Source organism: Agromyces luteolus, from assembly GCF_009729855.1.
Lineage (GTDB): Bacteria > Actinomycetota > Actinomycetes > Actinomycetales > Microbacteriaceae > Agromyces > Agromyces luteolus.
Map to the genome: position 1 here is coordinate 128,655 of NZ_WODA01000006.1, position 26,843 is coordinate 155,497.

Below are 26,843 nucleotides of genomic sequence, written 5' to 3' on the forward strand. Positions count from 1 at the left end.
CTCAGGCCCTCGGCTCGGCCTCGGCTCGCTCGAGGTCGGCCGAGGGCTCCGCCGGCACGGACGACTCCGTGCCCGCGTAGGTCGCCGACAGCAGCCGGTACGAGCGGGTCGTGAACGCGACCAGCGCGAGCACCACCGTGGCGATTCCGGCGAACAGGAACACGAGCGCGATGCCTCGCGCGTCGCCCTCGCCGAGCAGCCAGCCCCAGGTCGCCTGCCCCGAGGCCCCGTCCATGTAGGGGATGATCCAGAACTCGGCGATGGGCGCGATGAGGAACGCGGTGATCGGCGCCGCCGCCGCCTCGACCGCCGCCGCGAAGCCGAAGACCCGGCCCTGCCGACGGAACGGCACGACCTTCTGGATCACGGTCTGCTCGGCGGCCTCGACGACCGGGATGAGGCACATGTACAGCCAGATGCCCGCCGCGTACAGCCACCACTGCTCGCGGATCGTGAACGCCGCACCGAGCACGCCCATCACGACGACCACGAGGAGCATCGTGCGGATCGGGTTCCGGCCGAGGCCGAACTTGGCGATCACCGCGCCGCCGATGATGAATCCCGTCGCCGTGACGCCGAGCACGACCCCCCAGACCTCGACCGGGAAGATCGTGAGGCCGTACGGGTCCATGAGCGCCATGTAGACGCCACCGATGAGGTTGTTGAAGGTCGCGAAGATGATCAGCGCGAAGAGGCCGGGCACGACCCGGATCGCGGCGATGCTGCCCCGGACGTCGATCATCGGCTGCCGCTCGCCGTCGCGGGCGGGCTGCTCCTCCGGCACGCGCAGGAAAAGCAGGTGCACCAGCGCCACGAGCGTCAGGGCGATCGCGATCGCCAGCGTCCACCCCATGCCGAGGAACCCGATCGCGAGGCCGCTGAAGACGCTCGTCACGATGAAGGCCACACCCTGCACCGTGCCGACCATGCCGTTCGCGTTCGCGTGGCGTTCGACCGGCACGAGGAGGGTCACCGTGGTCGAGAGCGCGATGTTGCGCATGTGCTCGACGACCGAGCCGAACAGGATGATCCCCGCGAACGCCCAGAACCATGGGCCGCCGAGGTCGACGAGCGCGGACTCGGACTGCAGCAGGTAGATCGCGCCGGCGACGAGGAACGAGCCGAGCGTCACGAGGCTCGAGAACCGCATCACCTGGAGCTTGCGGTGCCGGTCGACGATCGTGCCGAACAGCATCGCGAAGAACGCGATGAGCAGCATGTAGGTGCCGCCGATGATGCCCGTCGCCAGCACCGACCGTGTCTCGAGGTACACCCAGAACGTCAGCGCGAACCAGAGGAAGCTCGTCGTGACGTTGGCGAGCGCGGTGTTGACGAGCACCTGGAGGAACGTGCGCATGCCGTTCGCCGGCGTCTCCGCACCGGCGGCGGATTCCGCCGCCCCGCCCTCGGCAGCCTCGTCGGCTCGTTCGACCATGCTCGCGAGGCTAGGTCGCCCCGCCGACATCCGCCATCCCCCGTCTCACCCGTGCGACGGATGCCGCCGATCCGATCGACGCCTACGGTGGGACCCATGCTCCAGCGCACCGCGAACGCGCCCCCGGTCCTCGACGGGGTCGAATGGGTGCGGCCTCGGCCGACGCGCGAGCAGGTGCGCGCCGACGCGGTGCTCGCGCTCGTGCTCGCCGTCGCGGCGACCGCGAGCGTCGCCCTCTACCGCGCGACCGGGTTCGGCGACGGCGTGCACTGGGGCTGGTCCGCGCTGTGGATCGCGGGCATGACCCTGCCCCTCGCCGCGCGGCGCCTCGCACCCGAGCTCGTCGCCGTCGTCCTGGCCGCGGTGTTCATGGCGGGAGGGATCGCCGAGGTCGGCGAGCTCCTGTTCTGCAACATCGCGCTCTTCATCGCGATCTACACGGTCGGCGCGTGGAGCCGCACCCGCGTCCGGGCGCTGGTCGTCCGCGCCGTGATCGTCCTCGCGATGTTCACCTGGCTGCTCTGGACGCTCCTCTACTTCTCCGCGGTGCAGGACCACCTTCCCGAGCTCGACCGCGTCGCCGACGGCGGGCTCTCCCCGTACGTGGCGTACGGGCTCATCAACGTCCTGACGAACCTGCTCTACTTCGGCGGCGCTTGGTACTTCGGGGATGCCGCCCACCGCTCCGCTCGCGCTCGCACCGAGCTCGAGCAGCGCACGACGGAACTCGCGGCGGAACGGGAGCGATCACGCGAACGCGCGGTCGCCCTCGAGCGGATGCGGATCGCCCGCGAGCTCCACGATTCGGTCGCGCACCACGTCTCGGTCATGGGCGTGCAGGCCGGCGCGGCCCGACGCGTGCTCGAACGGGATCGGGCCGCCGCGGCATCCGCGCTGGCATCGATCGAGCAGAGCGCCCGCGATGCGGTCGAGGAGCTGCACCGCACGGTCACCGCGCTGCGCGCTCCGGACGAGGACGTGCCCGGCGGCGGGGCGGCGACGGCGGATGTCGCGGCGAGCACACTCCGCATCGAGCACCTGCCGCACCTCGTCGACGACGTCCGAGGCAGCGGGCTCCCCGTCGACCTCACGGTGATCGGCGACGCGCGGGCCGTGACGCCGATGGTCGACCTGGCGGTCTACCGCATCGCACAGGAGGCCCTCACGAACGTCCGCAAGCACGCCGGCCGGGGCGCCCGCGCCGACGTGCGGCTCCGGTGGCTCGACGATGCGATCGAGCTCGAGATCGCCGACACCGGCGTCGGCCCCCGCGGGCGACCGGATGCCTCGGGGAGCGCCGGGACGACGGGCGGGCTCGGCCAGCTCGGGATGCGGGAGCGGGTCGCCGCCGCGGGCGGCACCATCGAGCTCGGGGAGCGCACGCGAGGCGGTTACCTGGTCCGCGCCCAGGTGCCGTACCGGAGCGGCGCGTGACGTCCGGCGGCGACTCCGCGAGTGGTCGCGAGGGAGGCATCCGCGTCCTCCTGGTCGACGACCAGGCGCTCGTGCGGGCGGGGTTCCGGACCATCCTCGACTCGGAGGAGGGCATCCGGGTGGTCGGCGAGGCCGGCGATGGCGCGGCCGCGGTGGCAGCGGCGGCGGAGGTCCGGCCGGACGTGATCTGCATGGACGTCCAGATGCCCGGAATGGACGGGCTCGAGGCGACCCGGCGCATCCTCCGGGACGGGTCGGCGCGGCCGGCGGTCCTCATGCTCACCACGTTCGACCGGGAGGACTACCTGTTCGCGGCGCTCGAGGCCGGGGCGAGCGGGTTCCTGCTCAAGAACTCGCGGCCCGAGCAGCTCATCGAGGGGGTGCAGGTCGTCGCACGCGGGGACGCACTGCTCTCACCGGACGTCACCAGGCGCGTGATCGAGGCCGCGGCGCTGCGCCGCGCCGCCGGAGATGCCGATGCTCGCCCGTCGGGCGGAGCGCTCCCGGACCGGTCGCACCCGTCGCCGTCGCGACCGCCCGCCGCCGACGGGCGCGGCCCCGCGCCGTCCCCGCCGGGGCTCGACGAGCTGACGGAGCGGGAGCGCGAGGTGCTCGTGCTCCTGGCGGAGGGCATCTCGAACGCCGAGATCGCCGCACGGCTCGTGGTCGGCGAGGCGACGGTCAAGACCCACGTGTCCAAGGTGCTCATGAAGCTCGGGCTGCGCGACCGCGTGCGCGCGGTCGTGTACGCGTACGAGCACGGCGTCGTGCGACCCATCGGCTGAACCCCCGCCGGCTCCCCCGCGCGGCGGAGGCGGCGGCGGTCCCATGCCCGCTCCGACCCGTCGCCAGGCGGATGCGGTGCCCTGCTCGACCTCCGTAGCGTTGAGGGCATGCTCGAACTCAGCAACCTCAGCAAGCGCTACGGTGATCGGCTCGCCCTCGACGACGTCTCGTTCACCGTCGGCGCGGGCCGCCTCACGGGGTTCGTCGGAGGCAACGGCGCCGGGAAGACGACGACGATGCGCATCGTGCTCGGGGTGCTCGCCGCGGACGGCGGTCGGATCACACTCGACGGGTCGCCCGTGACCGACGTCGATCGTCGACGCTTCGGCTACATGCCCGAGGAGCGCGGCCTCTACCCGAAGATGCGCGTCCTCGAGCAGACGGTCTACCTCGCGCGCCTGCACGGCTGGGCTCCGGCGGCCGCCCGGCGCAACGCGCTCGACCTGCTCGAACGGCTGGGCCTGCAGGAACGCGTCGACGACACCGTCGAGTCGCTCTCGCTCGGGAACCAGCAGCGAGCGCAGATCGCCGCCGCCCTCGTGCATCGTCCGGAGGTGCTCGTGCTCGACGAGCCGTTCTCCGGCCTCGACCCGCTGGCGGTCGAGATCGTCCAGGCCGTGCTGACCGACGCGGCACGGTCGGGTGCGCCCGTGTTGTTCTCGTCGCACCAGCTCGACGTCGTCGAGCGGCTGTGCGACGACCTCGTCGTGATCGCCGACGGCCGCATCCGCGCCGCAGGTTCCCGCGAGGAGCTCCGCGACCAGCACGGCGCCGAGCGGTGGGAGCTGCTGCTGTCCGGGGACGCGGGCTGGGTGCGGGACTTCCCCGGCATCCGGGTGATCCGGTTCGACGGGGGATGGGCCCTGTTCGAGTCGGAGTCCGAGGCGGCACGGCAGTCCGTCCTGGCGGAGGCGGTCTCGCGCGGCGAGGTCGTCACGTTCGCGCGCGAGCAGACGACGCTCGCCCAGATCTTCAAGGAGGTCGTCCGATGACGCTCGACGCAGCGGTCGCAGACCGCGACACCCCCACCTTCGTCCGCACCGTGGGCCTCGTCGCCGGACGCGAGATCACGTCGCGCCTGCGTTCGAAGGCCTTCCTCGTCTCGACAGCCGTCCTCATGCTCGGGGTGCTGGCATCGGTGATCCTGCCGAGCGTGCTCGGCGGGGACGACGACACCCGGATCGCCGTCGTCGGCGGTGCCGCGGCCGCGACCGACGGCGTCTCCGGGCTCGACCCGGTCGCGGTGGCCGATCGCGCCGAGGGCGAGGCGATGCTGCGCGACGGCGACGTCCACGCCGTCGTCGTCCCCTCGGACGGGCCCGGCGTCGGGCTGACCGTCATCGGACTGGATGCGACGCCCGGTTCGGTCGTGTCGGCGCTGTCGATCGCCCCGGCGGTCGAAGTGCTCGAGCCCGCCGCCGTGGACTCGACGCTCGCGCGCCTGGTCGCATTCGGCTTCGGCATCGTGTTCTTCATGTCCGCCCTCACGTTCGGCACCACGATCGCCTCCTCGGTCGTCGAGGAGAAGCAGACCCGGATCGTCGAGATCCTGCTGTCCACCGTCTCGGCTCGCGCGCTGCTCACGGGCAAGATCGTCGGGAACAGCCTGATGGCGCTCGGCCAGATCGTCGCGATCGCGGTCCTCGCCCTGCTGGGTCTCGCCGCGACCGGCGAGCGCGTGCTGCTCGGCGGCCTCGGGCCGTCCATCGCGTGGTTCGCGATCTTCTTCGTCGTCGGCTTCATCATGCTCGCCGCGCTCTACGCCGGCACGGCCTCGATGGTCTCGCGGGTCGAGGACGTCGGAACGACCACCACCCCGGTGACCATGCTCGTGATGATCCCGTACTTCCTCGTGGTCTTCTTCTTCGACGACCCGACGGTGCTCACGATCATGAGCTACGTGCCCTTCTCGTCGCCGGTCGGCATGCCCGTCCGCGTCTTCCTCGGCGAGACGGAGTGGTGGGAGCCGATCCTCTCGCTCGCGATCCTCCTCGCGACGACGGCTGCCGCCGTGCTCATCGGCGAGCGCATCTACCGCAACTCCCTGCTGCGGATGGGCTCCCGCGTGAAGCTCGGCGAGGCGCTGGGGAGGTGATCGGCGGGTGACGGCCCCGGCCCGCACGTCTGGGAGAATCGTCCGGTGACCCCTGAGTTCCAGCCCCTGCACGACACCGCGTTCCGCGGATTCGCCTCCGACAACTACTCGGGCGTGCACCCCGAGGTGCTCGCCGCGATCGCCGGCGCGAACGGCGGCCACCAGGTCGCGTACGGCGACGACGACTACACCGGGCACCTGCACGAGGTCTTCGCCCGCTCCTTCGGCGACCCAGTCGAGGTCTACCCGGTCTTCAACGGAACGGGTGCGAACGTCACGGCGCTTCAGTCGATGCTCCCGCGCTGGGGCGCGGTGATCGCGGCATCCACCGCCCACATCAACGTCGACGAGGGCGGCGCCCCCGAACGCGTCGGCGGCATCAAGCTGCTCACGGTGCCGACGGACGACGGCAAGCTCACGCCCGAGCTCGTCGACCGCGAGGCGTGGGGCTGGGGCGACGAGCACAGAGCGCAGCCGCTCGTCGTGTCGATCACGCAGACCACCGAGCTCGGCACCGCGTACTCCGTCGAGGAGATCCGCGCGATCGCCGACCACGCGCACGAGCGCGGCATGACGCTGCACATGGACGGTGCGCGGATCTCGAACGCCGCGGCATCCCTCGGCCTCCCCCTGCGCGCCTTCACGCGCGACGCGGGCGTCGACGTGCTGAGCTTCGGCGGCACCAAGAACGGTGCGCTGCTCGGCGAGGCCATCGTGGTGCTGAACCCCGCGGCATCCGAGGGCCTGAAGTACCTGCGCAAGCTCAACATGCAGCTCTCGTCGAAGATGCGCTTCGTGTCGGCGCAGCTCATCGCGCTGCTCGACGGCGACCTGTACCTGCGCAACGCGTCGCACTCGAACGCCATGGCCCGACGCCTGCGCGACGCGCTCGACGCCGGCATCGCCGCGGGCGAGTTCCCCGGCCTGTCGTTCACGCAGGCCACCCAGTCGAACGGCGTGTTCGCGGTGCTGCCCGCGGGCGTCGCCGACCGGCTGCGCGAGCGCGGCTTCAAGTTCTACGACTGGGATGCCGCGAAGAACGAGGTGCGCTGGATGTGCTCGTTCGACACGACCGAAGGCGACATCGACGCGTTTGTCGCCGGGATCCGCGAGGAACTGGCGCGCGCGGCGGCGTGACCGGCGCGGGCAGCGCCTGGCGCCACGCTCGGAATGTTCCGAGGATCAATGCGTTGTAATGCAGTGGGACGACGGTGTCCCGGCAGATCCATCGGAACCATTCGGAAGGCACCGTCACCATGACCCTCGTCGACACCTCGCGCCACGTCCCCACCGACGCCCCGCTCATCGCTCCGCTCGTGGAGCGCTGGAGCCCCCGCGCGTACGACCCCACCGCCGAGCTCTCGGAGGAGAGCCTGCGCACCCTGCTCGAGGCGGCCCGCTGGGCGCCGTCGGCGAACAACGTCCAGCCGTGGCGCTTCATCGTCGCCCGACGCGGCAGCGAGGCCTTCACCGCCATCCACGACGCGCTCCTGGGCTTCAACCAGGCGTGGGCCGACTCGGCCGCCGCGCTCGTCGTGAACGTCGCTGAGACGGTCGACGAGGCCGGCACCCCGCGCCCGTGGGCGAAGTACGACCTCGGCCAGGCCGTCGCCTACATGTCGCTCCAGGCCCAGCACGACGGCCTGCACACGCACCAGATGGGCGGCTTCGACGCCGCCCGCCTCGCCGAGGTGTTCGGCCTGCGCGCCGGCCTCGACGTCGTCTCGGTCACCGCGATCGGCAAGGTCGGCGACGCGTCGGCCCTCCCCGAGCCGCTCCGCGAGCGCGAGGTCGCCCCGCGCAGCCGCAAGCCGCTCGACGAGATCGTCATCGCCGCGGCCTGATCGGGCCGCCCGGCTCCCCTACTCCCGCCGAGTGATGCAGCTCGCGCCGAGTGTGACCGGTGCGCCGGTATCATTCGGCGCGTTCGGTATCACTCGGCGGGGGCTGGGATGATCACGGCCGCAGCAGCACCTTGATCGCGCGGCGCTCGTCCATCGCGGCGTAGGCCTCGGCCGCCTGCGCGAGAGGCAGCTCGAGGTCGAAGACGAGGCCGGGGCGGATGGCGCCGGAGCGCACGTCCTGCAGCAAGTCCTCGATGTAGCCGCGCACCGGCGCGACGCCGCCGTTCACGCCGACGTTGCGGTTGAACATGGGGCGCACCGGCAGCTCGGGCCCGCCGTTCGGCGCGCCGACGTAGCCGACCATGCCGCCGGGGCGCGTCGAGCGGAGCGCCTGGTCCATCGACTCCTTCGTGCCGACGCACTCGAGCACGCGGTCGGCGCCGATGCCGCCCGTGAGCTCCTTCACGCGGGCGACGCCCTCGTCGCCGCGTTCCTCCACCACGTGCGTCGCCCCGAACTCGCGGGCCAGCGCCTGCCGATCGGCGTGGCGCGACATCGCGATGATGGTCGTCGCACCCAGCCGCTTCGCTGCGATGATCGCGCAGAGCCCGACGGCGCCGTCGCCCACGACCGCGACCGAGTCGCCCGGGCCGACGCCCGCCGAGACGGCGGCGTGGTGGCCGGTGCCCATGACGTCGGAGAGCGTGAGCAGGCCCGGCACCTCATCGTCGGCGACCGGCCCGGGCACGACGACCAGCGTGCCGTCGGCGAGCGGCACCCGCACGCGCTCGCCCTGGCCGCCGTCGGCGACGCCGCCGACCTTGTCGTCGCCGCCCCACCAGCTGCCCGCGAGGCACGAGGTGCTGACCCCGTTGCGGCAGTTCGCGCAGGTTCCGTCGCACACGTAGAACGGCGCGATCACGAAGTCGCCGGGATTCACGACCGTGACCTCGGGGCCGACGGCCTCCACGACGCCGACGAACTCGTGCCCGATCCGGTGGGGCGCGTGCGTCGGCGTCACGCCGCGGTACGGCCACAGGTCGGAACCGCACACGCACGCGGCGACGACGCGCACGATCGCGTCGCCACCGGTCGAGAGTTCGGGGTCGGGCACCTCTTCGACGCGGATGTCTCGGGCGGCGTGGATCACGGTGGCGAGCATGCACGCGAGCCTACGCCCGTGCAGAACGGATGGCCCGGCGGCCGCCCAAGCCCCACGACGCCTCGCGAACTCATCCGGCCTGTTCGGTCCGCCGAGTGCGGCGGACGGTTCGGGCTGGGAGAATCGGCCCGTGCGAGCCGCACCGCGACGGTCGCTTGACGAGGTCCTCGGAATCGTGGTGACCGCCCTCGCGGTGGTCGCCGCGATCGCCGCCGTGCCGGCGGCGGCGACGGTCTGGGCGGAGACGGCCGACGTCCTGCTCACGGGCGCCGAACTCCTCGTCGGCATCTCCTACGCCTCCGTCGCACTGGTCATCCCGGTCGGCGTGGAGGTTCGGTTCGCGGCAGCGACCACAGCGTTGCTCTGGGCGGCGGGGACCTTCCTCCCAGGTGCCGCCACTGCGCATCAGGCCGGCCTCGCATGGCTGTTCGTGGCCGCGGCAGGCGGATGGCACGGGCCGTGGGCGCTCGCCGGCATCGGTGCGCTCGGCGTCGCACTCGGCTCCGGCGTTCTGCCCGCGCCGGCGTCGGCCGTGGTGTTCGGCGGGATCGCGGCGTGGTCGTCGTTCCAGCGGAGTCCTGGCGTCCGACGTCGGATGGCCGCCGCCTCGGCGGCCGCGTCGGCCCTCGTCGCTCTCGCGTTGGGGGGAGCCTGGGCCGCGCAGGCGCGGATCGGAGGCATCGATCCGAGGGCGGCGCTCGTGGCATACGCGGCGGTGCTGATCGCCTGCGCGGGCCTGATCGTGGGCGGTGCGCTCTCCGAACGGCGACGCATCGCCCGACTTCGCGAAAGCGCCGCGTCCGCCGGCGACGCCACCGGGCTGCGCGGTCTCGAGGGCGTGCTCCGGGCCACGTTGCGCGACGATCGCCTGCAGCTGATCGTTCCCTCCGAGCACGATGCGATCGTGACGGACGCCCTCGACGGTCGCGAGTCGCGGGGCCGCGCCACGACCGAGATCGCCGACCGGGCCGGCGCTCCGATCGCCCGGATCCTCCACCGCCCGGGCTCCCTCGACGAACCCGTGCTCGCGCGCGCCGTGGCCGATGCGGTGCGCCTCGCGAACGACCACGACCGGCTCCAGGCGCAGTTGGAGGCGCAGCGCCGCGAGGTCGCGCGCACGCGCGCCGACCTGCTGGAGGCCGCGCAGGTCGGCCGGCTGGCCGTGGCCTCCGAGGTCGACCGAGAGGTGCTGGCGCCGCTGCGTCGCGGGTTCCGACTCATCGATCGGGTCCAGCCGGAGCCTCGTCCGGCAGTCGACGGGGAGGTGCCGGCCGATCCCCTTGCGATCGCGGTCGAGGAGGTGCGCCTCGCAGAGCGCGACCTGCTCGGCGTGATCGACGCGGCGCGAGCGCGCGATCTCGGCGACGGCCGACTCGCAGCCGAGTTGCGCGCACTCGCCCGAACCGGGGTCCCGGCGATCGACGTCGCCGCCGAGGCGGACGCCACCGCTGATCCCGCAACGGAGACCGCGCTCTACTTCATCGCCTCCGAAGCCGTCTCCAACGCGATGAAGCACGCCCGCGCCGCTCGGATCGGGATCCGGCTGAGCCGCGTCGAGGAGACGGTTCGGCTGGAGGTCGTCGACGACGGTCGGGGTGGGGCCGATCCGGCGGGCATGCCGTCCATCCGGCGCCGCGTCGAAGCACTCGCCGGGCGGCTCGAGATCGAGAGTCCGCCCGGCGAGGGCACGCGGGTCACCGCGGAGGTTCCGCGTCGCCGATCCGCATCCACGGCTCGATGATCAGGAGCCCGTTGATCGGCCGCCGTCCGTCGACGTCGCCGAAGACGAGCGAGTCGCCATCGAGGTGCCACGCTGCGATGACATCGGCGGTCCGGAAGCAGTCCGCCGGGCACTCCACGTAGCGGCCATGCACCTCCTCGTCGTAGACGAAGGTCACGACGCCGTCACCGTTCGCCACGAGCCGCCCCGCCTCGAGGACGTGATCCGCGGGCAGCTGCGCGTTCCCGCAGTCGTCGTCGGGGTCGGACAGGACCTGGCACCGGAAGGCGTACGTGCCGTCGAGGATGTCCAGGGTCCAGGTTCCCGGGTAGCCGGGCTCCGCGGAGAGCTTCGCGTTCCGCACCTCGTCCGCGGTCACCTCGACGCGGTAGCGACCGTCCGGCGGCAGGGCGGCATCGCGCTGCTCGGCCGTCGGCTCCAGGGCGCTCGGGTCGTCGCAGCCCTCGGGGATCGTCGGGGTGTAGACCTCAGGGTGCCGTTCGGCCACCGAGAGGACGACCTCGAGCAGTTCCGCCTCGTCCGGGTCGTTCGCGAGTCCATCGAGGACCGGAGCCGCTTCCGCACGCAAGGCGTCGATCGACGCGTCGCCGGCGAGGACGAACCTGACATCGTTCTCGCAGAGTTCCTCCGTCGCGACCGATTCGTCGTAGTCGCCCGACATCGATTCCTCGACGGCGAGTCTCGCCGCCGATTCGATCCATTCCCGCTGCTCGTCCGGCAGCGACTCGAGCTTCGCCCGATTCATGGACAGGACGAGCACCTTCGGCCAGAGCACGACATCGGCGGCGACCCACGGAGCCTCCGTGGTCAGGCCGATCTGCTGGTAGTGCCGGATGTCGAACTCCGCCCCGTCCAACCCGCCTGCACGAAGCTGATCGGACCAGTTCGCGCCGGCCACGACCGCGCGACCCCCGAAGGACTCGACGGCGAGCTGCTGCACGGGAGAGTTGAACACGCGGAACCGCACCCCGTCCCAGTCCGCCGGCTCGAGAAGCGGGCCCTCGGCCGAGAAGGGGCGACGAAGCGGTCCGATCAGCAGGCCCAGCGACTCCAGTCCGGCCTCGTCGAGTCGCTCCGCGATCATCTTCGGGGCCTCCCCCTCGATGAGCGCGCGCTGCGCGTCGTAGCTCATCAGCTGCAGCGGTGCCTCGACGGCACGCAGACCGTCGATGCCCGCGGCCGCGAACGCGCGCGTCGCGGGCCAGGCGAGGTCGACATCCCCGTCGACCACGGCCTGGACGAGGTCGGCCTCCGCCTCGGGACCCCCGTCCCCGTACCCGGTCTCGAGGACCACCTCGATGGCGCCGCCGCTCTCCGCCTCGAGCGCGTCCATGAACGCCGAGACGCCGACGAGCTGCCCCGTGGGGTTCACCTCCCCGTCGATCGTCGCGATCCTGAGCGTGAGCGTCGACGATCCGGTGCGATCCGCACCGGTCGCGCACCCGGCGGTGAACGCGACCGCAGCGACGGCGACCAACATGGTGGCTCTCGTGATCCGCATCATGACCACCCCTCCCCGATTCTGGACCCGATGCGTCGAGACTCGCCACCGATCCGGCGGGCGGGCACCGTGCCGGCGCGGTCTCCGGCCGGGGAAAACACGGAACCCTCGCACGACGCCGATCGCTACGATCGCACCATGACCGCACGGTCGGGGGTCCGCGACCCCTGGGACGGTCCTCGGACCGATCCATCCGACGATGCGTCGCCGCGACGAGCTCCGGCCGCATCCGGCCTGATCGCGGCCGCCGTGGCGAGCGCGGTCGCCGCGACCGCCGCGACCGGCGTCCTGCTCTACGCGATGCGATCCGATCGGCTGGTCGCCCGTGAGCCGCTCGTGGCCTGGGCCGAATCGCTCGCGATCGCGCTCCTCGTGGGCGGGGCGTGGCTGTCGGCACGACGCCCCGTCCTGGCCGGCGCCTGCGCGGTCGCGACGGTCGGCATCGGAGTGCCCGTGCTCGCCGGGGCATCCGTCGCGCCCGCGGTCGCGACCACCGTCGGGATCGGGCTGGCGCCGCTGACGGTCGCCGCTGCCGCGGTCGTGACGATGGAGTACGCGGGACTCGGTGGTCGGTCCGTCCGCGCCGTGCTCTGGGGTGTCGCATCGGCGGCGGCGGCGTTCATCGTCATCACGGTCGACCCGATCGACGAAGCCTCGTGTCTTCGCCGGTGCCCCGACGTGGCCGGTCCGATGTCGGGACTCGTCGGCTCGGACGTCGCCGTCGCGTTCGGGGCGATCGCGTCGCTCCTCTGCGTGGCGATCGCCGCCGGTGCGGTGGCCCGTGGACGCCGTGGCCTCACCGGGGCGGCGGGCCCGGCGGTGATCGCGGCGGTGACAGCGGGCGCGGTGATGGCGGTCGGGCAGGTGGTCAGGGCGGCCTCGTGGGGACACATCGGTGCGTGGCCGTGGGGCGCGGCCGCGCTGGCCGCGGGCGCCGGGCTCCTCGGCGCGACCGTCGTCGCGGAACGTCTCGATCGGATCCGCACGACGGCCGACGTGCGCCGGCTGGCGCAGCGGCTGCGGGTGCGAGGGGCCGGGCGAGCCGTGTTCCCGTCGCTGGACGAGCCGGGTTGGCTCGATGGCGACGGCTCGTCGGTGGATGACGTCTCGGGGTTCCGTACGGAGGTCTCCGACGACCTCGGCGTGATCGCCAGGCTCGCACTCGGCCGTCGCGACCGCTCCCTGCGCGCCGCGGACCTCGACCCCGCCGACCTCCTCGCCATCCGCAACGCGCGGATGACGGCATCCGCCCTCGCCCGAGTGCGCTGGCTCGAGGAATCGCGGCGGCTCGTGATCGCGTCGACCGAGCGCGAGCGCGAGCGCGTCGAGCACGACCTCCACGACGGCGCGCAGCAACGGCTCGTGAGCGCCCTCCTGTTCCTCGCCGTCGCACGACGGCAGCTCGGCGACTCCGGGGCGCTCTCCGAAGCGGAGTCGCAGATCAGGACGGCGCTCGAGCGCCTGCGCGCTCTCTCGCACCGACCCCGCCCGCACGACCGAGAGGATGGTCCCAGCACATGACCCGGGAGCAGGGGATCATCCCGCTCAGGATCGTCCTCGCCGACGACGCTCCGCTCATCCGCCGCGGCATCGCCCTGCTGCTCGAGGGCTCGGGCGCCGAGGTCGCGGGCGAGGCCGACGACGCCGCAGGACTCCTCCGGCTCGTCGAGAGCCGGCACCCCGACATCGCGGTCGTCGACATCCGCATGCCGCCGACGTTCACCGACGAGGGGGTCGTGGCGGCGCGGACCATCCGCGAGCGCCATCCGTCGACCTCGGTCATCCTGCTCAGCCAGCACATGGACGTCGCGACCGCCGCCGAGGTGCTCGCCGAGCCGTCCGGCGGCGTGGCGTACCTCCTGAAGGAGCGGGTGTCCGACATCGGCGTGCTCATCGACGCGATGCACCGCGTCCGCCGCGGCGAGGTGGTGCTCGACCCGACGCTCGTGTCCGCGCTCATGCGCGGCACGACCGATTCGCCCATCGACCGGCTCACGCCCCGCGAACGCGAGGTGCTCGCCGCGATGGCGGAGGGCCGCTCGAACGCGGGCATCGCGCACGCGCTCTTCATCAGCGAGCGCACCGTCGAGTCGATCTCGGCGTCGGTGTTCCAGAAGCTCGGGCTCGAGCCGTCCGGGGACCAGAACAGGCGGGTGCAGGCCGTGCTCCGGTACCTCGATCGGTGACGGCCGCCGTGCGCGCTCACACGTGCGGCACGAACTCCTGCCACGCGCGCCGCTTCTTCCGCCTGGGGTCGGCGACGACGCGGTCGACGGCGTCGAACACGAGCGTCCGGCGGTCGCCCTCGTCGTAGCGCGGCCAGTCGGGGCCGGGTGCGCCGGATGCCGCGAGGCCGGCCCAGTGCGCCTGCATCCGCCGCCCGACCGCGCGGAACATGCGCCGGCCGCCGAGCAGCGTCAACCCGGCCCCGACCGGGGTGTCGAACTTCTCGAACAGCGCGAACAGCTCGAGGCCGTGGGTCGCGTCGAGGCCGAGCCATCGCGCCGCGCGCGGCGCGGCGTCGAACCGGTAGCACCAGGTCGGCGCGTAGCGGGAGTGCCGCTCGGCGACCTTCACGCTCGGGAACCAGAACGTGAAGTCGCCCGCGAAGTCGGCGGCCGCGCGGCGCTCGGGCAACCCGGGGTAGCGCGCCTTGATCGCCTTGCGCGAGCGCTTCGCGGTGTTGGCGAAGATGGCGCGGATCCGCGGCTTCGTGGTCGGCAGGATGTCGATGCGCCCCTCGAACAGCGAGCCCTCGCGGTCGTTCGTGCCGATGACGAGCGGCACGCGGTGGGCGAGCCCGTCGCGGAACGCGTCGAGCGGTCGGTGCGGCAGGAAGTCGCCGTCGATCACGGGCGCGAGCGCGATCGTGCCCGGATTCTCATCCGGCGTGCGGACGGTGAGCTCGGTCGTCGCGTCGGCCAGGCGCATCGGATCGGTCGAGCGCAGCATGGCCGCGGCATCCTCGGGCGCCTCGCTGTCGAGGTCGTCGTCGTCGACGAGTCGGGCGAGGATCCGCACGTACTCGGCCGCCCACTTCTGCGCGATCTCCGGCGCGTAGACGGCGTTCGCGGGCGAGCTCTGCGCGATCGCGCGCGAGAAGAGCCCCTCGGCCGCGGGCACCGTGAGCAGCGTCGTCACCGAGTTGCCGCCTGACGACTCGCCGAAGAGCGTGACGCGGTCGGGATCGCCGCCGAAGGCGCGGATGTTGCGGCGCACCCACTCGAGCGCCGCGACCTGGTCGCGCAGTCCCAGGTTCACCTCGAACGGATGCCCCGGGCGCGAGTACGCGCGGAAGTCGAGCCAGCCGAGCGCGCCGAGCCGGTAGTCGATGCCGACGTAGACGACGCCGTGCTCCCGTGCCATCCGCTCGCCCTGCCTCGGGTACTCGGCGGCCGAGCCGACGCTGTAGGCGCCGCCGTGCACGAACACCATGACCGGGCGGAGCCCGCCGTCCTCGCCGTCGGCGTCCGGCGCGGTGACGTTCAGGTGCAGGCAGTCCTCGCTGCGCTCGAGGTGCTCCTCCGCGCCCAGGAACTGCCCCCGCCGGTGCTGGGGCGCCACGGGCCCGAAGGCGGCGGCGTCGCGGATGCCGCCCCACGGCGCGGGTGCCGCGGACGCCCGGAATCGCAGGTCGCCGACCGGCGCCGCGGCGTAGGGGATGCCGCGCCACTGCCGCGTCCCGCGCCTGCGCCGTCCTCGGATCGCACCGCCGTCGAACTCGACGATCATCGACCGGTCCGCCCGCGCCCCCACCGACATGACCACGACCGTAGGTCGCCCGGGTGAACGGGCGGTGGCGGATGCCGCGGCCTCCGTCGCATCGCAGGCTCGTGCGGTGTCGGCGGGATCGGGCAGACTGCACTGGTGAGCGGCATGACGGGCTTCTGGAACGCGCTCCCGACCGAGGGCAGGTGGCTGCTGTCGACCGTCGCCATCCAGACGCTCGGGCGCGGGCTCACGCTCCCGTTCACGATCATCTACCTGCACGAGGTGCGCGGCTTCGACCTCGCTCTCTCGGGCGCGCTCATGAGCGTCATCGCCGTCACCGCGCTCGTCGTCACGGGTCCGGGCGGCACGCTCATCGACCGCTACGGCGCGCGCTCGGTGCTCCTCGTCGGCCTCACCGCCATGATCGCGGGCTGCGCCCTGCTCGCGTACGCGACCCATCCGGCGGTCGCGGCGATCGCGCTCGTGCTCATGGGCGTGAACTTCGGCGTCTCGTGGCCGGGGTTCAACGCGCTCATCGCCACGGTCGTCGACGGCGAGATCCGGCAGCAGTACTTCGGGATCAACTTCGCCCTCGTCAACCTGGGCATCGGCGTCGGCGGGATCATCGGCGGGTTCACCGTCGACGTCGACGAACCGGCGACGTTCACGACGATCTTCCTCGTCGACGCGGCGAGCCAGCTGATCCCGATGGCGCTGCTGCTCGGTCCGCTCCGGCGCGTCCGCACGCAGGGCTCCGGCGACGACCGCGCCGAGGACGGCGACGCGGTGAGCTACCGGGCGATCCTCCGCCGCCCGGCGATCCTCTGGCTGACCCTGCTCACCTTCATCGCGATGTTCATCGGCTACGGCCAGATGGAGGCGGGGTTCCCGGCCTTCGCCCGGCAGGTCTCCGAGGTCTCCACGCAGGTCGTCGGCTTCTCGTTCGCGGTCAACACGGCCGTGATCGTGCTGCTCCAGTTCACGGTGCTGAAGCTGATCGCGGGCCACCGGCGCACGCGCGTGATGCAGGTCATGGCGCTCGTCTGGGCCGCGTCGTGGCTGGTCCTCGGCGCGACGGGCCTGCTCCCCGGCTCACTCGCCGCCGCGATCGGCGTGCTCGCGTTCATGGGCGTCTTCGCCTTCGGCGAGACCATGCTGCAGCCGACTGTGCCCGCGATGTACAACGACCTCGCGACCGACCGGAACCGCGGACGGGTGAACGCCGTCAACGCCGCCGCGTTCCAGGGCGGGGCCATCACGGGCCCGATCGCCGCGGGCCTCCTGCTCGACCAGGGCTGGGATGCGGGGTACATCGCGACGATGGTGGCCGGCTGCGTGGCGATCATCGTGCTCGCGATCGCCCTCGAGCGCCGGGTGTCCGCCGCCGCCAACGGCGTGCCGGAGCCGGCGGCGGTCGTCGAGTAGCCGAGCGGCCGAGGGTGCGGGAATCCCCGCCGGACGACCGCGCGACCACGGCGGCCCCGCAGAGACAGCACGGATGCGTCGATCCGACGGGTCGCCGTACCGTCGTCGCGGTCCGGACTCGTCGGGCCACGCGGTGCAGAACCGCGCGCGTGATCGGAGGATCTCATGCAACGCAGGATCACTGTCGCAACCGTCGCCGCACTGCTCGGGGCGGCCGTCATCGCACCCGCCCCGGCATTCGCAGCCGGACCGCCCGAGGTGGACCACTTCGTCGAGACCGAGAGCCATATCGAGCAGGAGGCCCACGGCCCCGACTGGTGCGGCGGCGCGGTCGCGTTCGACGTGCTCTGGGATCGGCGGACCGAGGGGACCTTCGTCGGCCGGACGCGAGGGAACGGCCTGTCGTACGGCCTCGCGAACTTCCGTTCCGTCGAGGTGTACACCAACGTGGAGAACGGGAAGACGTACACGATCCAGTTCCGCGGCGGCGACCGTGAGAGCTCGATCGTCGACAACGGGGACGGCACGCTCACCCTCACGGTCACGGTGACCGGCAGCACGCAGTACACCGGCCCGGACGGCCGACGCGTGTTCCTCGACGCCGGCGCCTTCTCCTTCTCGTTCCTGATCGACCACAACGGAACGCCGGGTGACCCCTCGGACGACCTCGAGCTCGAGTTCCTCGGGATCGACGGTCCGCACGGGCGGTTCGACACCTGGGACCGCGACCTGTGCGCGGACATCGCCACGCTCCTCGGCTGACGACGCCCGGGCACCGGGGCCGCGCGGTGATCGCCGCCGCGGCCCCGACGGAGGGGCAGCTCAGTCCTCGACGATCTCGGCGTCGATGACGTCGTGGTCGCCGCCCTCCGGCACGTCGCCCGGCTCGGGCGCGCGCGTGACCGAGAGGTGCTCGCCGTCGTCGGCGAGGCCGACCACGACCGTGTCGCCGTCGCGGATCTCGCCCGCGAGCAGCGCCCGCGCGAGCCGGTCGGCGACCTCCGTCTGGATGAGCCGGCGCAACGGCCTCGCCCCGAACAGCGGGTCGTACCCGCGCTCGGAGAGCCACGTGCGCGCGTCGGGCGTGACCCCCAGCTCGAGCCGACGCTCGTGCAGCCGGGCCGTGAGCCGGTCGATCGAGAGGTTCACGATCTCGCCGAGCTCCTCGTGCGTGAGCGCCGAGAACACCACGAGGTCGTCGAGGCGGTTCACGAACTCGGGCTTGAACGCCTGCCGCACCGCAGCCATGACCGCCTGCTCCTTCTCGTCCCACGAGAGCGTCGGATCGATGAGGAACTGCGAGCCGAGGTTGGAGGTGAGCACGAGGATCACGTTCCGGAAGTCGACCGTGCGGCCCTGACCATCCGTCAGCCGCCCGTCGTCGAGCACCTGGAGGAGCACGTCGAACACCTCGGGGTGCGCCTTCTCGACCTCGTCGAACAGGATGACCGAGTAGGGACGCCGGCGCACGGCCTCGGTCAACTGCCCGCCCTGCTCGTAGCCGATGTAGCCGGGAGGCGCGCCGACGAGGCGCGCGACGGAGTGCTTCTCGCCGTACTCCGACATGTCGATGCGCACCATGGCGTGCTCGTCGTCGAAGAGCACCGAGGCGAGCGCCTTGGCGAGCTCGGTCTTGCCGACGCCGGTCGGGCCGAGGAACAGGAACGAGCCGGTCGGCCGGTCGGGGTCGGAGACGCCGGCTCGCGCGCGGCGGACGGCGTCGGCGACAGCCTCGACGGCGCGGCGCTGTCCGATGACGCGCCGGCCGAGCTCCTGCTCGAGGTGCAGCAGCTTCTCGGTCTCGCCCTGCATGAGGCGGCCGACGGGGATGCCGGTCCACTGCGCGATGACCGCGGCGATGTCCTCCTCGGTCACCTGCTCGTTGACCATGCGCGGCTCGTCGGGCGCCTGCTCGGCCTGCTCGGCGGCCTCGAGGTCGCGCTGCAGCTGCGCGATGGTCTCGTACTCGAGCTTGGACGCGCGCGCGTAGTCCGCCTCGCGCATCGCGCGGTCGCGCTCGGTCATCGCCTCGTCGAGCCGCTTCTTCAGGTCGCCGACGCGGTTCAGCGACATCCGCTCGCGCGACCACCGCTCCTCGAGCGCGGCGAGCTCGCGCTCCTTCTCGACGAGCGTCTCGTGCAGGCGCTCGAGCCGCTCCTTCGACGCGTCGTCCTTCTCCTTCTTGAGGGCGAGCTCCTCGAGCCGCATGCGGTCGACCTGGCGCTTGAGCTGGTCGATCTCGACCGGGCTGGAGTCGATCTCCATCTTGAGGCGGCTCATGGCCTCGTCGATGAGGTCGATCGCCTTGTCGGGCAGCTGGCGCGCGGTGATGTACCGGTTCGAGAGCGCGGCCGCGGCGACGAGCGCGGCGTCGGTGATCGTCACGCCGTGGTGCGCCTCGTACCGGCCCTTGAGCCCGCGCAGGATCGCGATCGTGTCCTCGACGCTGGGCTCGCCGACGAACACCTGCTGGAAGCGGCGTTCGAGCGCGGCGTCCTTCTCGACGTACTCGCGGTACTCGTCGAGCGTCGTCGCGCCGATGAGCCGCAGCTCGCCGCGCGCGAGCATCGGCTTCAGCATGTTGGAGGCCGCGACCGAGCCCTCGCCGCCGCCGGCGCCCATGAGCAGGTGCAGTTCGTCGACGAAGGTGATGATGCGCCCTTCGGCGTCGTTGATCTCCTTGAGCACGGCCTTCAGGCGCTCCTCGAACTGGCCGCGGTACATGGCGCCCGCGACGAGCGCGGAGATGTCGAGCGCGACGAGCTGCTTGTCCTTCAGCGAGTCGGCGACGTCGCCGGCGACGATGCGCTGGGCGAGGCCCTCGACGACGGCCGTCTTGCCGACGCCGGGCTCGCCGATGAGCACGGGGTTGTTCTTGGTGCGCCGCGTGAGCACCTGGCTGACACGACGGATCTCGGCGTCGCGGCCGATCACCGGGTCGAGCTTGCCCTGCTTCGCGATCTCGGTGAGGTTCACGCCGTACTGTTCGAGCGCCGACTTCTGCTCCTCCTGCGAGCTCGGCGCGCCCTGCATGTTCGCCAACGGGGCTCCTTTCGACAAAGTTGAGTGTACTACGCTCAACTTGTCATTCGTGAGCCCTGTTCCGGATGCCCCGGGAATCGCGAGCGGGCTGTGCGCGTTACCGTGGAGCACGGACCCGAACGAGGAGGAGACGGATGCCGCTGCAGGGCGACTACGCGCCGAGCACATCGAAGTGGGCGCGCGACCAGGCCGAGACCTACGAGGCCACGGAGGGGCGCGAGGCGAACTCGCTGCGCGGCCGTCCCGTCATCGTGCTGACCACGGTCGGCGCGAAGAGCGGGAAGCTGCGCAAGACCGCGCTCATGCGCGTCGAGCACGAGGGCGAGTACGCGGTCGTCGCGTCGCAGGGCGGCGACCCCGAGCACCCGTCGTGGTACTTCAACATGAAGCAGCAGCCGCACGTCGAGCTGCAGGACCGCGCGGTCAAGCGCGACTACCTCGCGCGCGAGGTCACGGGCGCCGAGAAGGACGCCTGGTGGTCCCGCGCCACCGAGGTCTGGCCCGACTACGACGGCTACCAGACGAAGACCGACCGGGAGATCCCGATCTTCGTGCTGTCGCCGTTCGAGCCCGGATCGGACTGATCCCCGGGCGTCACAGCCACTGCATCGTGAACGCGCGGCCGAGCACGCCGCGCAGTCCGGGCAGCCCGAGCACGCGCACCGCCGCGTTGCGCGTCCGCAGCCGCACGCCGGTCGCGGGCGCGCCCATCCGCATGTTGAACGCCGCCTGCCGCGTCGCGCGGAGCGCGGCCGCGCGCCGCGACCGGTCGTAGGCCGCGAACACGTCGATCGGGGCGGCCGCGGCGAGCGCGGCGGCGAGTTCCCGGTCGAGGTGCACGGCGTCGCTCCATCCGAGGTTCATGCCCTGCCCGCCGATCGGGCTGATCTCGTGCGCGGCGTCGCCGACGAGCGCGACCCGGCCGGAGGACATCGGGTGCGCGACGTGCTGCGCCGCCACGAACGCGGTGGGGCTGGTCGCGGCATCCGTGTCGAACGACGACCCGGTGCGCGATTCGACGACGGTCGCGATCGCGGCGGCGTCGAGCTCGGCGGGCTCGCGTCGCACCCGAGCGACCCAGCGACGCCGGCCGCCGGGCATCGGGAACGACTCGACGACGCCGGCGGGCTCGAAGTGCAGCAGTGCGGTCTCGGGCGCCCCCGTGTCGTCGCGCGTGTCGCACATGACGTACGAGGCTCGGCCCCGGCGCGGCCTCCAGTCGGCGCCGATGAGCGAGCGGATGCCGCTGCGAACGCCGTCGGCGCCGACGGCGTAGCGCGCCGGCACGTCGAGCTTCGCGTCGCCGTCGACCGCGTGCACCACGAGGTGCGTCCCCCGATCGGTGACGCCGGTGACCTCGACGCCGCGGCGGAGCGAGACGGTGCGGGCGCCGTCGATCCGCTCCTCGAGGAGGGCCTCGACCTCGAGCTGCGGCAGCGAGTGCACCATCCCGGAGCGCGGGAACCGGAGGCGGCCGAGCGTTCGCCCGTCGCACGTGACGCGGCCGTCGCGGATGACCACGGCCCGGCGTCGCACCTCGTCGCCGACGCCCGCGGCTGCGAGCGCGCGGAGCCCGGGCGGGTGGATGCCGATCGCGCGCGACGGGGTGGCGGCCGGGTCGGGAGCGTGGCGCCGTTCGAGGACGACCGCGTCGAGGCCGCGCCGCGCCAGCAGGCACCCGAGCAGCAGCCCCACGGCGCCGCCGCCGACGACGACCACGTCGTGCATCGGCCGCGCGCCGGACCCCGCCTCACTCATCGGGGATCTCGCTGCCCCACACCAGTTCGAGCCGCGACGGGAAGCTGCGCTTGACGCGCCAGCCCGGCGGGAGGGCGCGCGCGAGCTCGGGCACGGTGTGGCTGCGCCGGATCGAGGTGAGCCCGTCGGGGCGGATGTACGAACCCGCGAACACGTTCCAGGCGAACGGCAGCGTCGCGGCCCAGAACCCCACGTAGGCCCCTCGGCTGCGCTCGATGTCGCCGTGCACGCCGATGCCGCCCGGCGCGACGAGCCGTTCGGTGTCGGCGAGCAGCGCGCCGAGCTCGGCCGCGCCGAGGTGGTGCAGCACGTGGTTCGACCAGACCACGTCGAAGGTCTCGCCCTCGGCGACGAGGTCGGCGGTCGTCGCCACCCGGACCTGGAATCCTCGCGTCGCGAAACGCGACGCGGCCGCCACGGCACGCTCGTCGGGGTCGATCGCGACGACCTCGAGCCGCAACCCGTCGCGCCCGGCGAGCTGGAGGATGCGGAAGGGCAGGTCGCCGCCGCCCGCGCCGATGTCGAGCAGGCGCGCCCGGTGCGTCGTCGCGAGGTGCGGCCGCACCCACTCCTCGTACACGGCCGCGGGCCGCGACACGATCCGGTTCACGAGTCCGAAGCGGTGGAACGTCCGTTCGAGCGCCGCGGGATCGGCGGCCGGGTCGTCCATCAGCTCGCGCGCGTCCACGTCCCGGTGGTCGAGCGTGGCGAGCGCGTGCAGCAGCCCGGGCTCGCGGCCGTCGGGTCGCGGCATCCGTCAGCCCTTCACCGTCATCAGGGCGGACTCGACGGTGAGGCCCGGTCCGAAGGCCATCGCCGCGACGCGGTCGCCGTCCTCGGAGGATGCGCGGTCGAGGATGTTGCGGAGCACGAACAGCACGGTCGCGCTCGACATGTTGCCGAAGTCGCGCAGCGTCTCGCGCGCGGGCTCGAGCTGCGGCTCGGTGAGCCTCAGGCGCGACTCGACCTTGTCGAGGATGCTGCGCCCGCCCGGGTGGATCGCCCAGTGCGCGACGCGCTCGCCCGCGGCATCCGTCGCCAGGCCCTCGGCGAGTTCGTCGTCGGGCGCGAACAGCGGCTCGAGCGCCCCGGTGATGTGGTCGTCGATGATCGCCGGGATCGCATTGGAGAGCACCATCTCGAAGCCGTGGTCGCCGATCTTCCAGGCCATGTCGCCCTCGCCCACGGGCGTGATGCGGGTCTCGAACCGGTCGAGGGCGAACGCGCGCTCGCCCTCCTCGAGCGGTCGCGCCGTGACGATGCCCGCTCCCGCTCCGTCGGCGAAGAGCGACGACGCGACGATCGTGTCGGGGTCGTTCGACGAGCGCAGGTGCAGCGTGCAGAGCTCGACGCTCACGACGAGCACGACCGCGTCGGGGTCGGCCTCGCAGAACTGCGCGGCGTTGCGGAGCGCCGGCATCGAGGCGTAGCAGCCCATGAAGCCGAGGTGGTAGCGCTGCACGGCCGGGCCGAGCCCGAGGTCGCGCACGAGCATGTAGTCGGGCCCCGGCGCGTAGAACCCCGTGCACGAGACGGTCACGACGTGCGTGATGTCGGATGCCTCGATGCCGGGCGTCGCTTCAATGGCGCGCCGACCCGCCTCGAGGTACATCTTCGTCGCCTCGGTCGCGTAGATCTCGTTGCGCGCCTTCGTTCCCGGCATCAGCAGCTCGCCGGAGACGCGGTCGAAGAAGATCGGCTCGTCGTCGCGTTCGTCGAAGGTCAGCTCCTCGAGCACGCTGTAGCGACGGTCGATCCCCGACACGTCGAACGACGTCGTGATGATCCGCTGCGCGAGCCGGTTGAGGCCCGGCTGCGCGGCGAACACGTCGCGGACGGCGGGCTGCGGCAGCACGGTGGCGGGCACGGCGGTCGAGAGACCCCGCAGGTGCACCCCCGCGCTCATGCCGTCGTCCTCGGATCGGTTCGTCGCTGCGGCATGGGTGCCCCCTTCCCGCTTGCAGACTAGCCGCGCCGACCATCGCCGATCCAGCATCGCGGGCGCATCCACGGCTCGCGTTCAGCCGGCGCGCTCCGCGGCCCACGCGAGCGCGTCGCGGTGCGCCGTGCGCACCGTCTCGCCCAGCCACTCGGTGCCGCGGTACACGCCGTCATCGCCGATCACCTCGGTCACCCCGCCGTGGCGCAGCTGCGAGGCGACCTCCTCGGTGGTCACGATGAGCCGGAGCGCCGAACCCCGGTCGCGCAGGTCGACCGCGTACCGGCGCAGCACCTCGACGAGCGAGAGCCCGAGCTGGTCGACGCCGCGCAGGCGGAGGATCACGACCGAACCGGTCGACGTGGGCTCGACCCGAGGCAGGCGCGACTCGAAGACGGGCGCGCTGGCGAAGAACAGGCTCCCGTACGGCTGGACCACGACGACCTCGTGCGCCGGGACCACCTCGACCGGCTCGGTCTCCCGGATCCGCCCGTCCGGCCGGAACTCCACCTGCCGGACCCGGATCCGGTTGGACTGCTGGACGACGAACATCACGATGCCGAGCCCGACGCCGACGAGCACCGCGTACTGCAGCGGGATCAACAGCGTGAGGACGAAGGTGACCGCCATCACCGCGATCTGCACCGCGCCGGTGCGCGCCACCGAGACGACCTTGGCCGGCTTGATCGACCCGATGCCGACGACGATGAGCAGCGCGGCCAGGGACGGCATCGCGACGAACGCGACGACGCCCGAGGCGAACAGGATGACCGCGGCCATCACGGCGCTCGCGAACAGCAGGGCGAGCCGGGTGCGCGCACCCGCCGCCGCGATGAGCGCCGACGCCGACATCGAGCCGCCCACCGGCATGCCCTGGAAGACGCCCGCCACGAGGTTGCCGGCCCCCTGGCCGACGAAGTCGTGGGAGGCGTCCGCCGGACGTCCGTCGAGGTTCGGCACGCCGGCCGAGACGGCCGCGCCCTGCACGAGGCCGACGAACGCCAGCGAGATCGCGGGCACGAGCAGGTACGCGACGTCCTCCAGCGAGGGCAGGACCGGCCCCGGGAGCCCGCTCGGCACGTCGGCGATGTCGGCGACGGTGGCGACGTCCCAGTCGAGCCAGAGCGTGAACGCGAAGGCGAGCAGCGAGCCGACCGCGACCGCCACCACGAGCCCGAACGACTTCAGCGGCGTGCGCGTGAGCACCACGATGAGCGCGAGGGAGAGGATGCCGACCACGGTCGTCGGCAGGTCGACCTCCACGACGTGGACGGCGAGGTCGAACGCGCGGAGCACGCGGTTGGCGGCGTCGCTCTCGTAGCCGGTGAGGTTCGCGAGCTGGCCGAGCACGATGTTGACGCCGACGGCGGTCACGAATCCCGTCATCACCGCGGTCGGCACGAACCGGAGGAGGCGACCCCCGCGGAGGAGGCCGGCGACCAGCATGACGATGCCGGTGAGCATCGCGAGCGTGAACAGGGCCCGATCGGGGTCCGCGCGCGAGGCGAGGTCGGTGTCGGCGACGACGAGCGCCATCGCGCCCGTGGCCTGCACGGCCATGAACGAGCTGCTCGTGAAGAACGCGGCCCCCGCCATCCCGAAGAGGTACGCGTAGAGGCCCGCGAGCGGGTTCACGCCGGCGAGCACGCCGCTCGCGAGGCCGTCGGGGACGCTCTCGACGCCGAGCACGACGCCCGCGACGGCGTCCTTCCCGAGCGTCTCGCGCCGGAAGAGCCGTCGCGCGCGCCGGGCGCCGGGGACGCGGGCCCAGGGGGGCTCCGGCCCGGGCTCCGGGCTGGGCCCGGGCTCCGGCGAGCGGCCCGGCTCGGCCGAGGGGTCAGGCTCGGTCATCCGGCGCCGGTTCCGAGGCGGCATCCGCCGTGGCCCCCGCCGGCGGCCCGGCGGCCCGGATCGCCGCGTTCCCCGAGAGCCAGCGCAGCCACCCGTCGCGGTCGCCGAGCAGCGCCTCGCGCGCGGCGAGCGTGAGCGGGATCGACAGGATGGCGCCGAGCGGGCCGATCACGAACGTCCAGAACACGACCGAGAAGAAGCTCAGCGTGAGCGAGAGGTCGACCGCGTCGCTGACGAACTTCGGCTGCACGAGCACCTGCAGCACCACGTTCACGACGGAGTAGACCGCGATCACCACGAGGAGCAGCGGCACGCCCCCGACCACGAACGCGAGCACCGCCGGCGGGATGAGGCCCAGCACGAACCCGATGTTCGGGATGAAGTTCGTGACGAACGCGAGGATCGCCCACACCGCCGGGATCGGGATGCCGAGCGCCCAGAGCGCGAGCCCGTCGATGACCGCGACGATCGCGCCGAACGACGCGTTCACGACGTAGTAGCGGCGGACCGAGGAGTTCAGCGCCCGGATGCGATCGAGACGCGGGCGGATGCCGGCGCCGAAGGCGCGTTCGGCGCGACGGTACCGGGCTGCGTCGGCGGCCATGAAGATCACGTAGGCGAGCACGAAGAACGCGGCCGTGAGGAACCCGAGCAGCCACCCGCCGAGGCCCTGCGCGAGCTCGAGCAGCGCCGACGGGTCGAGCGCCGACGCCGTGGCATCCGCGAGCTGGTCGCCGAGCCCGACCGACGCGAGCCAGGCGGCGACGGATGCCACGGCCGCCTGCAGCTCGTCGACGACGTCGACCACGAGGTCGGCGAACTCGACGCCGGCGAACACGAGCAGGGCGGCGAGCACCGCGAGGATCAGGTAGGCGACCGCGATCACCACGGTCGTCGCCGCCCAGCGGGGCCAGCCGCGACGCTCGAGCGGATGCCGGATCGGGTGCACGATGACGACGAGCACCACGGCGAGCGCGAGGGGCGCGACGAGCTCGCGCGCGAACCAGAGGGCGACGAGCACGAGCAGCGCGGCGATGACGGTCACGCCGGCGCGCAGGCCCGGACCGCTCGCGCCGGCGGGGGCGGGGAGGGGAGGCGCCTGGTCGGTCACGGACCCCA

22 protein-coding genes are annotated in these 26,843 nt (G+C 72.6%); 12 read left to right on the forward strand and 10 right to left on the reverse strand.

The genetic code is table 11. The annotated features are described in order from the left end of the window. Position 1: 1 nt before the first annotated feature. Positions 2-1,357: an MFS transporter gene (locus GLX25_RS04225; RefSeq protein ID WP_155841166.1), complete on the reverse strand. Its 1,356-nt coding sequence runs from the start codon at positions 1,355-1,357 to the stop codon at positions 2-4. A 174-nt stretch (positions 1,358-1,531) separates the two neighbouring features. Between GLX25_RS04225 and GLX25_RS04230 the strand changes: the two genes are divergently transcribed. The 6 genes from GLX25_RS04230 to GLX25_RS04255 all read left to right on the forward strand — a co-directional run bounded on the left by GLX25_RS04230 (position 1,532) and on the right by GLX25_RS04255 (position 7,594). Then, entirely contained in the window at positions 1,532-2,869 is a 1,338-nt protein-coding gene (locus GLX25_RS04230; RefSeq protein ID WP_155840946.1) for a sensor histidine kinase, read from the forward strand. After that, a complete protein-coding gene (locus tag GLX25_RS04235; RefSeq protein ID WP_166548434.1) occupies positions 2,866-3,654 on the forward strand; it encodes a response regulator in 789 nt (262 codons plus the stop codon). The genes GLX25_RS04230 and GLX25_RS04235 overlap by 4 nt, the downstream gene beginning before the upstream one ends. Before the next feature lie 108 nt (positions 3,655-3,762). Further along, complete coding sequence (locus GLX25_RS04240; RefSeq protein ID WP_155840947.1) at positions 3,763-4,647, forward strand: ABC transporter ATP-binding protein; 885 nt, start codon at positions 3,763-3,765, stop codon at positions 4,645-4,647. Continuing rightward, on the forward strand, positions 4,644-5,750 hold the full coding sequence (locus tag GLX25_RS04245; RefSeq protein WP_155840948.1) for an ABC transporter permease: 1,107 nt from the start codon (positions 4,644-4,646) through the stop codon (positions 5,748-5,750). Before GLX25_RS04240 ends, GLX25_RS04245 begins: the two co-directional genes overlap by 4 nt. A gap of 45 nt (positions 5,751-5,795) precedes the next feature. After that, a complete protein-coding gene (locus GLX25_RS04250; RefSeq protein ID WP_271192349.1) occupies positions 5,796-6,887 on the forward strand; it encodes a threonine aldolase family protein in 1,092 nt (363 codons plus the stop codon). 119 nt (positions 6,888-7,006) lie between these two features. Beyond that, positions 7,007-7,594 carry a nitroreductase family protein gene (locus tag GLX25_RS04255; protein WP_155840949.1) on the forward strand — a complete coding sequence of 196 codons (588 nt, stop codon included), beginning with the start codon at positions 7,007-7,009 and terminating at the stop codon, positions 7,592-7,594. Between the two features lie 112 nt (positions 7,595-7,706). Here GLX25_RS04255 and GLX25_RS04260 read toward each other — a convergent pair whose 3' ends face one another. Beyond that, entirely contained in the window at positions 7,707-8,756 is a 1,050-nt protein-coding gene (locus GLX25_RS04260; protein WP_155840950.1) for a zinc-dependent alcohol dehydrogenase family protein, read from the reverse strand. Between the two features lie 130 nt (positions 8,757-8,886). Here GLX25_RS04260 and GLX25_RS04265 point away from each other — a divergent pair, with 130 nt between their 5' ends. Beyond that, positions 8,887-10,497, forward strand: a complete 1,611-nt coding sequence (locus GLX25_RS04265) for a sensor histidine kinase (RefSeq protein ID WP_155840951.1) — start codon at positions 8,887-8,889, stop codon at positions 10,495-10,497. Here the strand turns inward: GLX25_RS04265 and GLX25_RS04270 are convergent. Then, complete coding sequence (locus GLX25_RS04270) at positions 10,451-11,977, reverse strand: TRAP transporter substrate-binding protein (protein WP_166548435.1); 1,527 nt, start codon at positions 11,975-11,977, stop codon at positions 10,451-10,453. The two genes, GLX25_RS04265 and GLX25_RS04270, sit on opposite strands and share 47 nt — an antisense overlap. 159 nt (positions 11,978-12,136) lie before the next feature. Here GLX25_RS04270 and GLX25_RS04275 point away from each other — a divergent pair, with 159 nt between their 5' ends. Beyond that, positions 12,137-13,519 carry a histidine kinase gene (locus GLX25_RS04275; protein ID WP_155840953.1) on the forward strand — a complete coding sequence of 461 codons (1,383 nt, stop codon included), beginning with the start codon at positions 12,137-12,139 and terminating at the stop codon, positions 13,517-13,519. Then, entirely contained in the window at positions 13,516-14,184 is a 669-nt protein-coding gene (locus GLX25_RS04280; protein WP_155840954.1) for a response regulator, read from the forward strand. Before GLX25_RS04275 ends, GLX25_RS04280 begins: the two co-directional genes overlap by 4 nt. A gap of 16 nt (positions 14,185-14,200) precedes the next feature. On the opposite strand, the gene GLX25_RS04285 is transcribed toward GLX25_RS04280, so the two are convergent. Continuing rightward, on the reverse strand, positions 14,201-15,760 hold the full coding sequence (locus GLX25_RS04285; RefSeq protein ID WP_155840955.1) for a carboxylesterase/lipase family protein: 1,560 nt from the start codon (positions 15,758-15,760) through the stop codon (positions 14,201-14,203). A 114-nt stretch (positions 15,761-15,874) separates the two neighbouring features. On the opposite strand from GLX25_RS04285, the gene GLX25_RS04290 reads away from it, so the two are divergent. Further along, positions 15,875-17,134, forward strand: a complete 1,260-nt coding sequence (locus GLX25_RS04290; RefSeq protein WP_155841172.1) for an MFS transporter — start codon at positions 15,875-15,877, stop codon at positions 17,132-17,134. A gap of 165 nt (positions 17,135-17,299) precedes the next feature. Beyond that, positions 17,300-17,896, forward strand: coding sequence for a hypothetical protein (locus tag GLX25_RS04295; protein WP_155840957.1), 597 nt, complete (start codon positions 17,300-17,302; stop codon positions 17,894-17,896). Between the two features lie 60 nt (positions 17,897-17,956). Here GLX25_RS04295 and GLX25_RS04300 read toward each other — a convergent pair whose 3' ends face one another. Beyond that, entirely contained in the window at positions 17,957-20,167 is a 2,211-nt protein-coding gene (locus GLX25_RS04300; RefSeq protein ID WP_155841174.1) for an ATP-dependent Clp protease ATP-binding subunit, read from the reverse strand. Positions 20,168-20,310: 143 nt separating this feature from the next. Here GLX25_RS04300 and GLX25_RS04305 point away from each other — a divergent pair, with 143 nt between their 5' ends. After that, positions 20,311-20,760, forward strand: a complete 450-nt coding sequence (locus tag GLX25_RS04305; protein ID WP_155840959.1) for a nitroreductase family deazaflavin-dependent oxidoreductase — start codon at positions 20,311-20,313, stop codon at positions 20,758-20,760. A gap of 10 nt (positions 20,761-20,770) precedes the next feature. Here the strand turns inward: GLX25_RS04305 and GLX25_RS04310 are convergent, their stop codons facing one another. The 5 genes from GLX25_RS04310 to GLX25_RS04330 form a co-directional block, all read right to left on the reverse strand. Next, the gene (locus tag GLX25_RS04310) at positions 20,771-21,934 is read right to left on the reverse strand and encodes an FAD-dependent oxidoreductase (RefSeq protein ID WP_155840961.1); all 1,164 of its coding nucleotides are present in this window, start codon (positions 21,932-21,934) and stop codon (positions 20,771-20,773) included. Further along, positions 21,927-22,688, reverse strand: coding sequence for a methyltransferase (locus GLX25_RS04315; RefSeq protein WP_155840963.1), 762 nt, complete (start codon positions 22,686-22,688; stop codon positions 21,927-21,929). The genes GLX25_RS04310 and GLX25_RS04315 overlap by 8 nt, the downstream gene beginning before the upstream one ends. 3 nt (positions 22,689-22,691) lie before the next feature. After that, positions 22,692-23,840, reverse strand: a complete 1,149-nt coding sequence (locus GLX25_RS04320; RefSeq protein ID WP_155840965.1) for a type III polyketide synthase — start codon at positions 23,838-23,840, stop codon at positions 22,692-22,694. A gap of 114 nt (positions 23,841-23,954) precedes the next feature. Continuing rightward, positions 23,955-25,724: a SulP family inorganic anion transporter gene (locus GLX25_RS04325; protein WP_155840967.1), complete on the reverse strand. Its 1,770-nt coding sequence runs from the start codon at positions 25,722-25,724 to the stop codon at positions 23,955-23,957. Beyond that, on the reverse strand, positions 25,711-26,835 hold the full coding sequence (locus tag GLX25_RS04330; RefSeq protein ID WP_271192348.1) for an AI-2E family transporter: 1,125 nt from the start codon (positions 26,833-26,835) through the stop codon (positions 25,711-25,713). Before GLX25_RS04330 ends, GLX25_RS04325 begins: the two co-directional genes overlap by 14 nt. Positions 26,836-26,843: the final 8 nt, after the last annotated feature.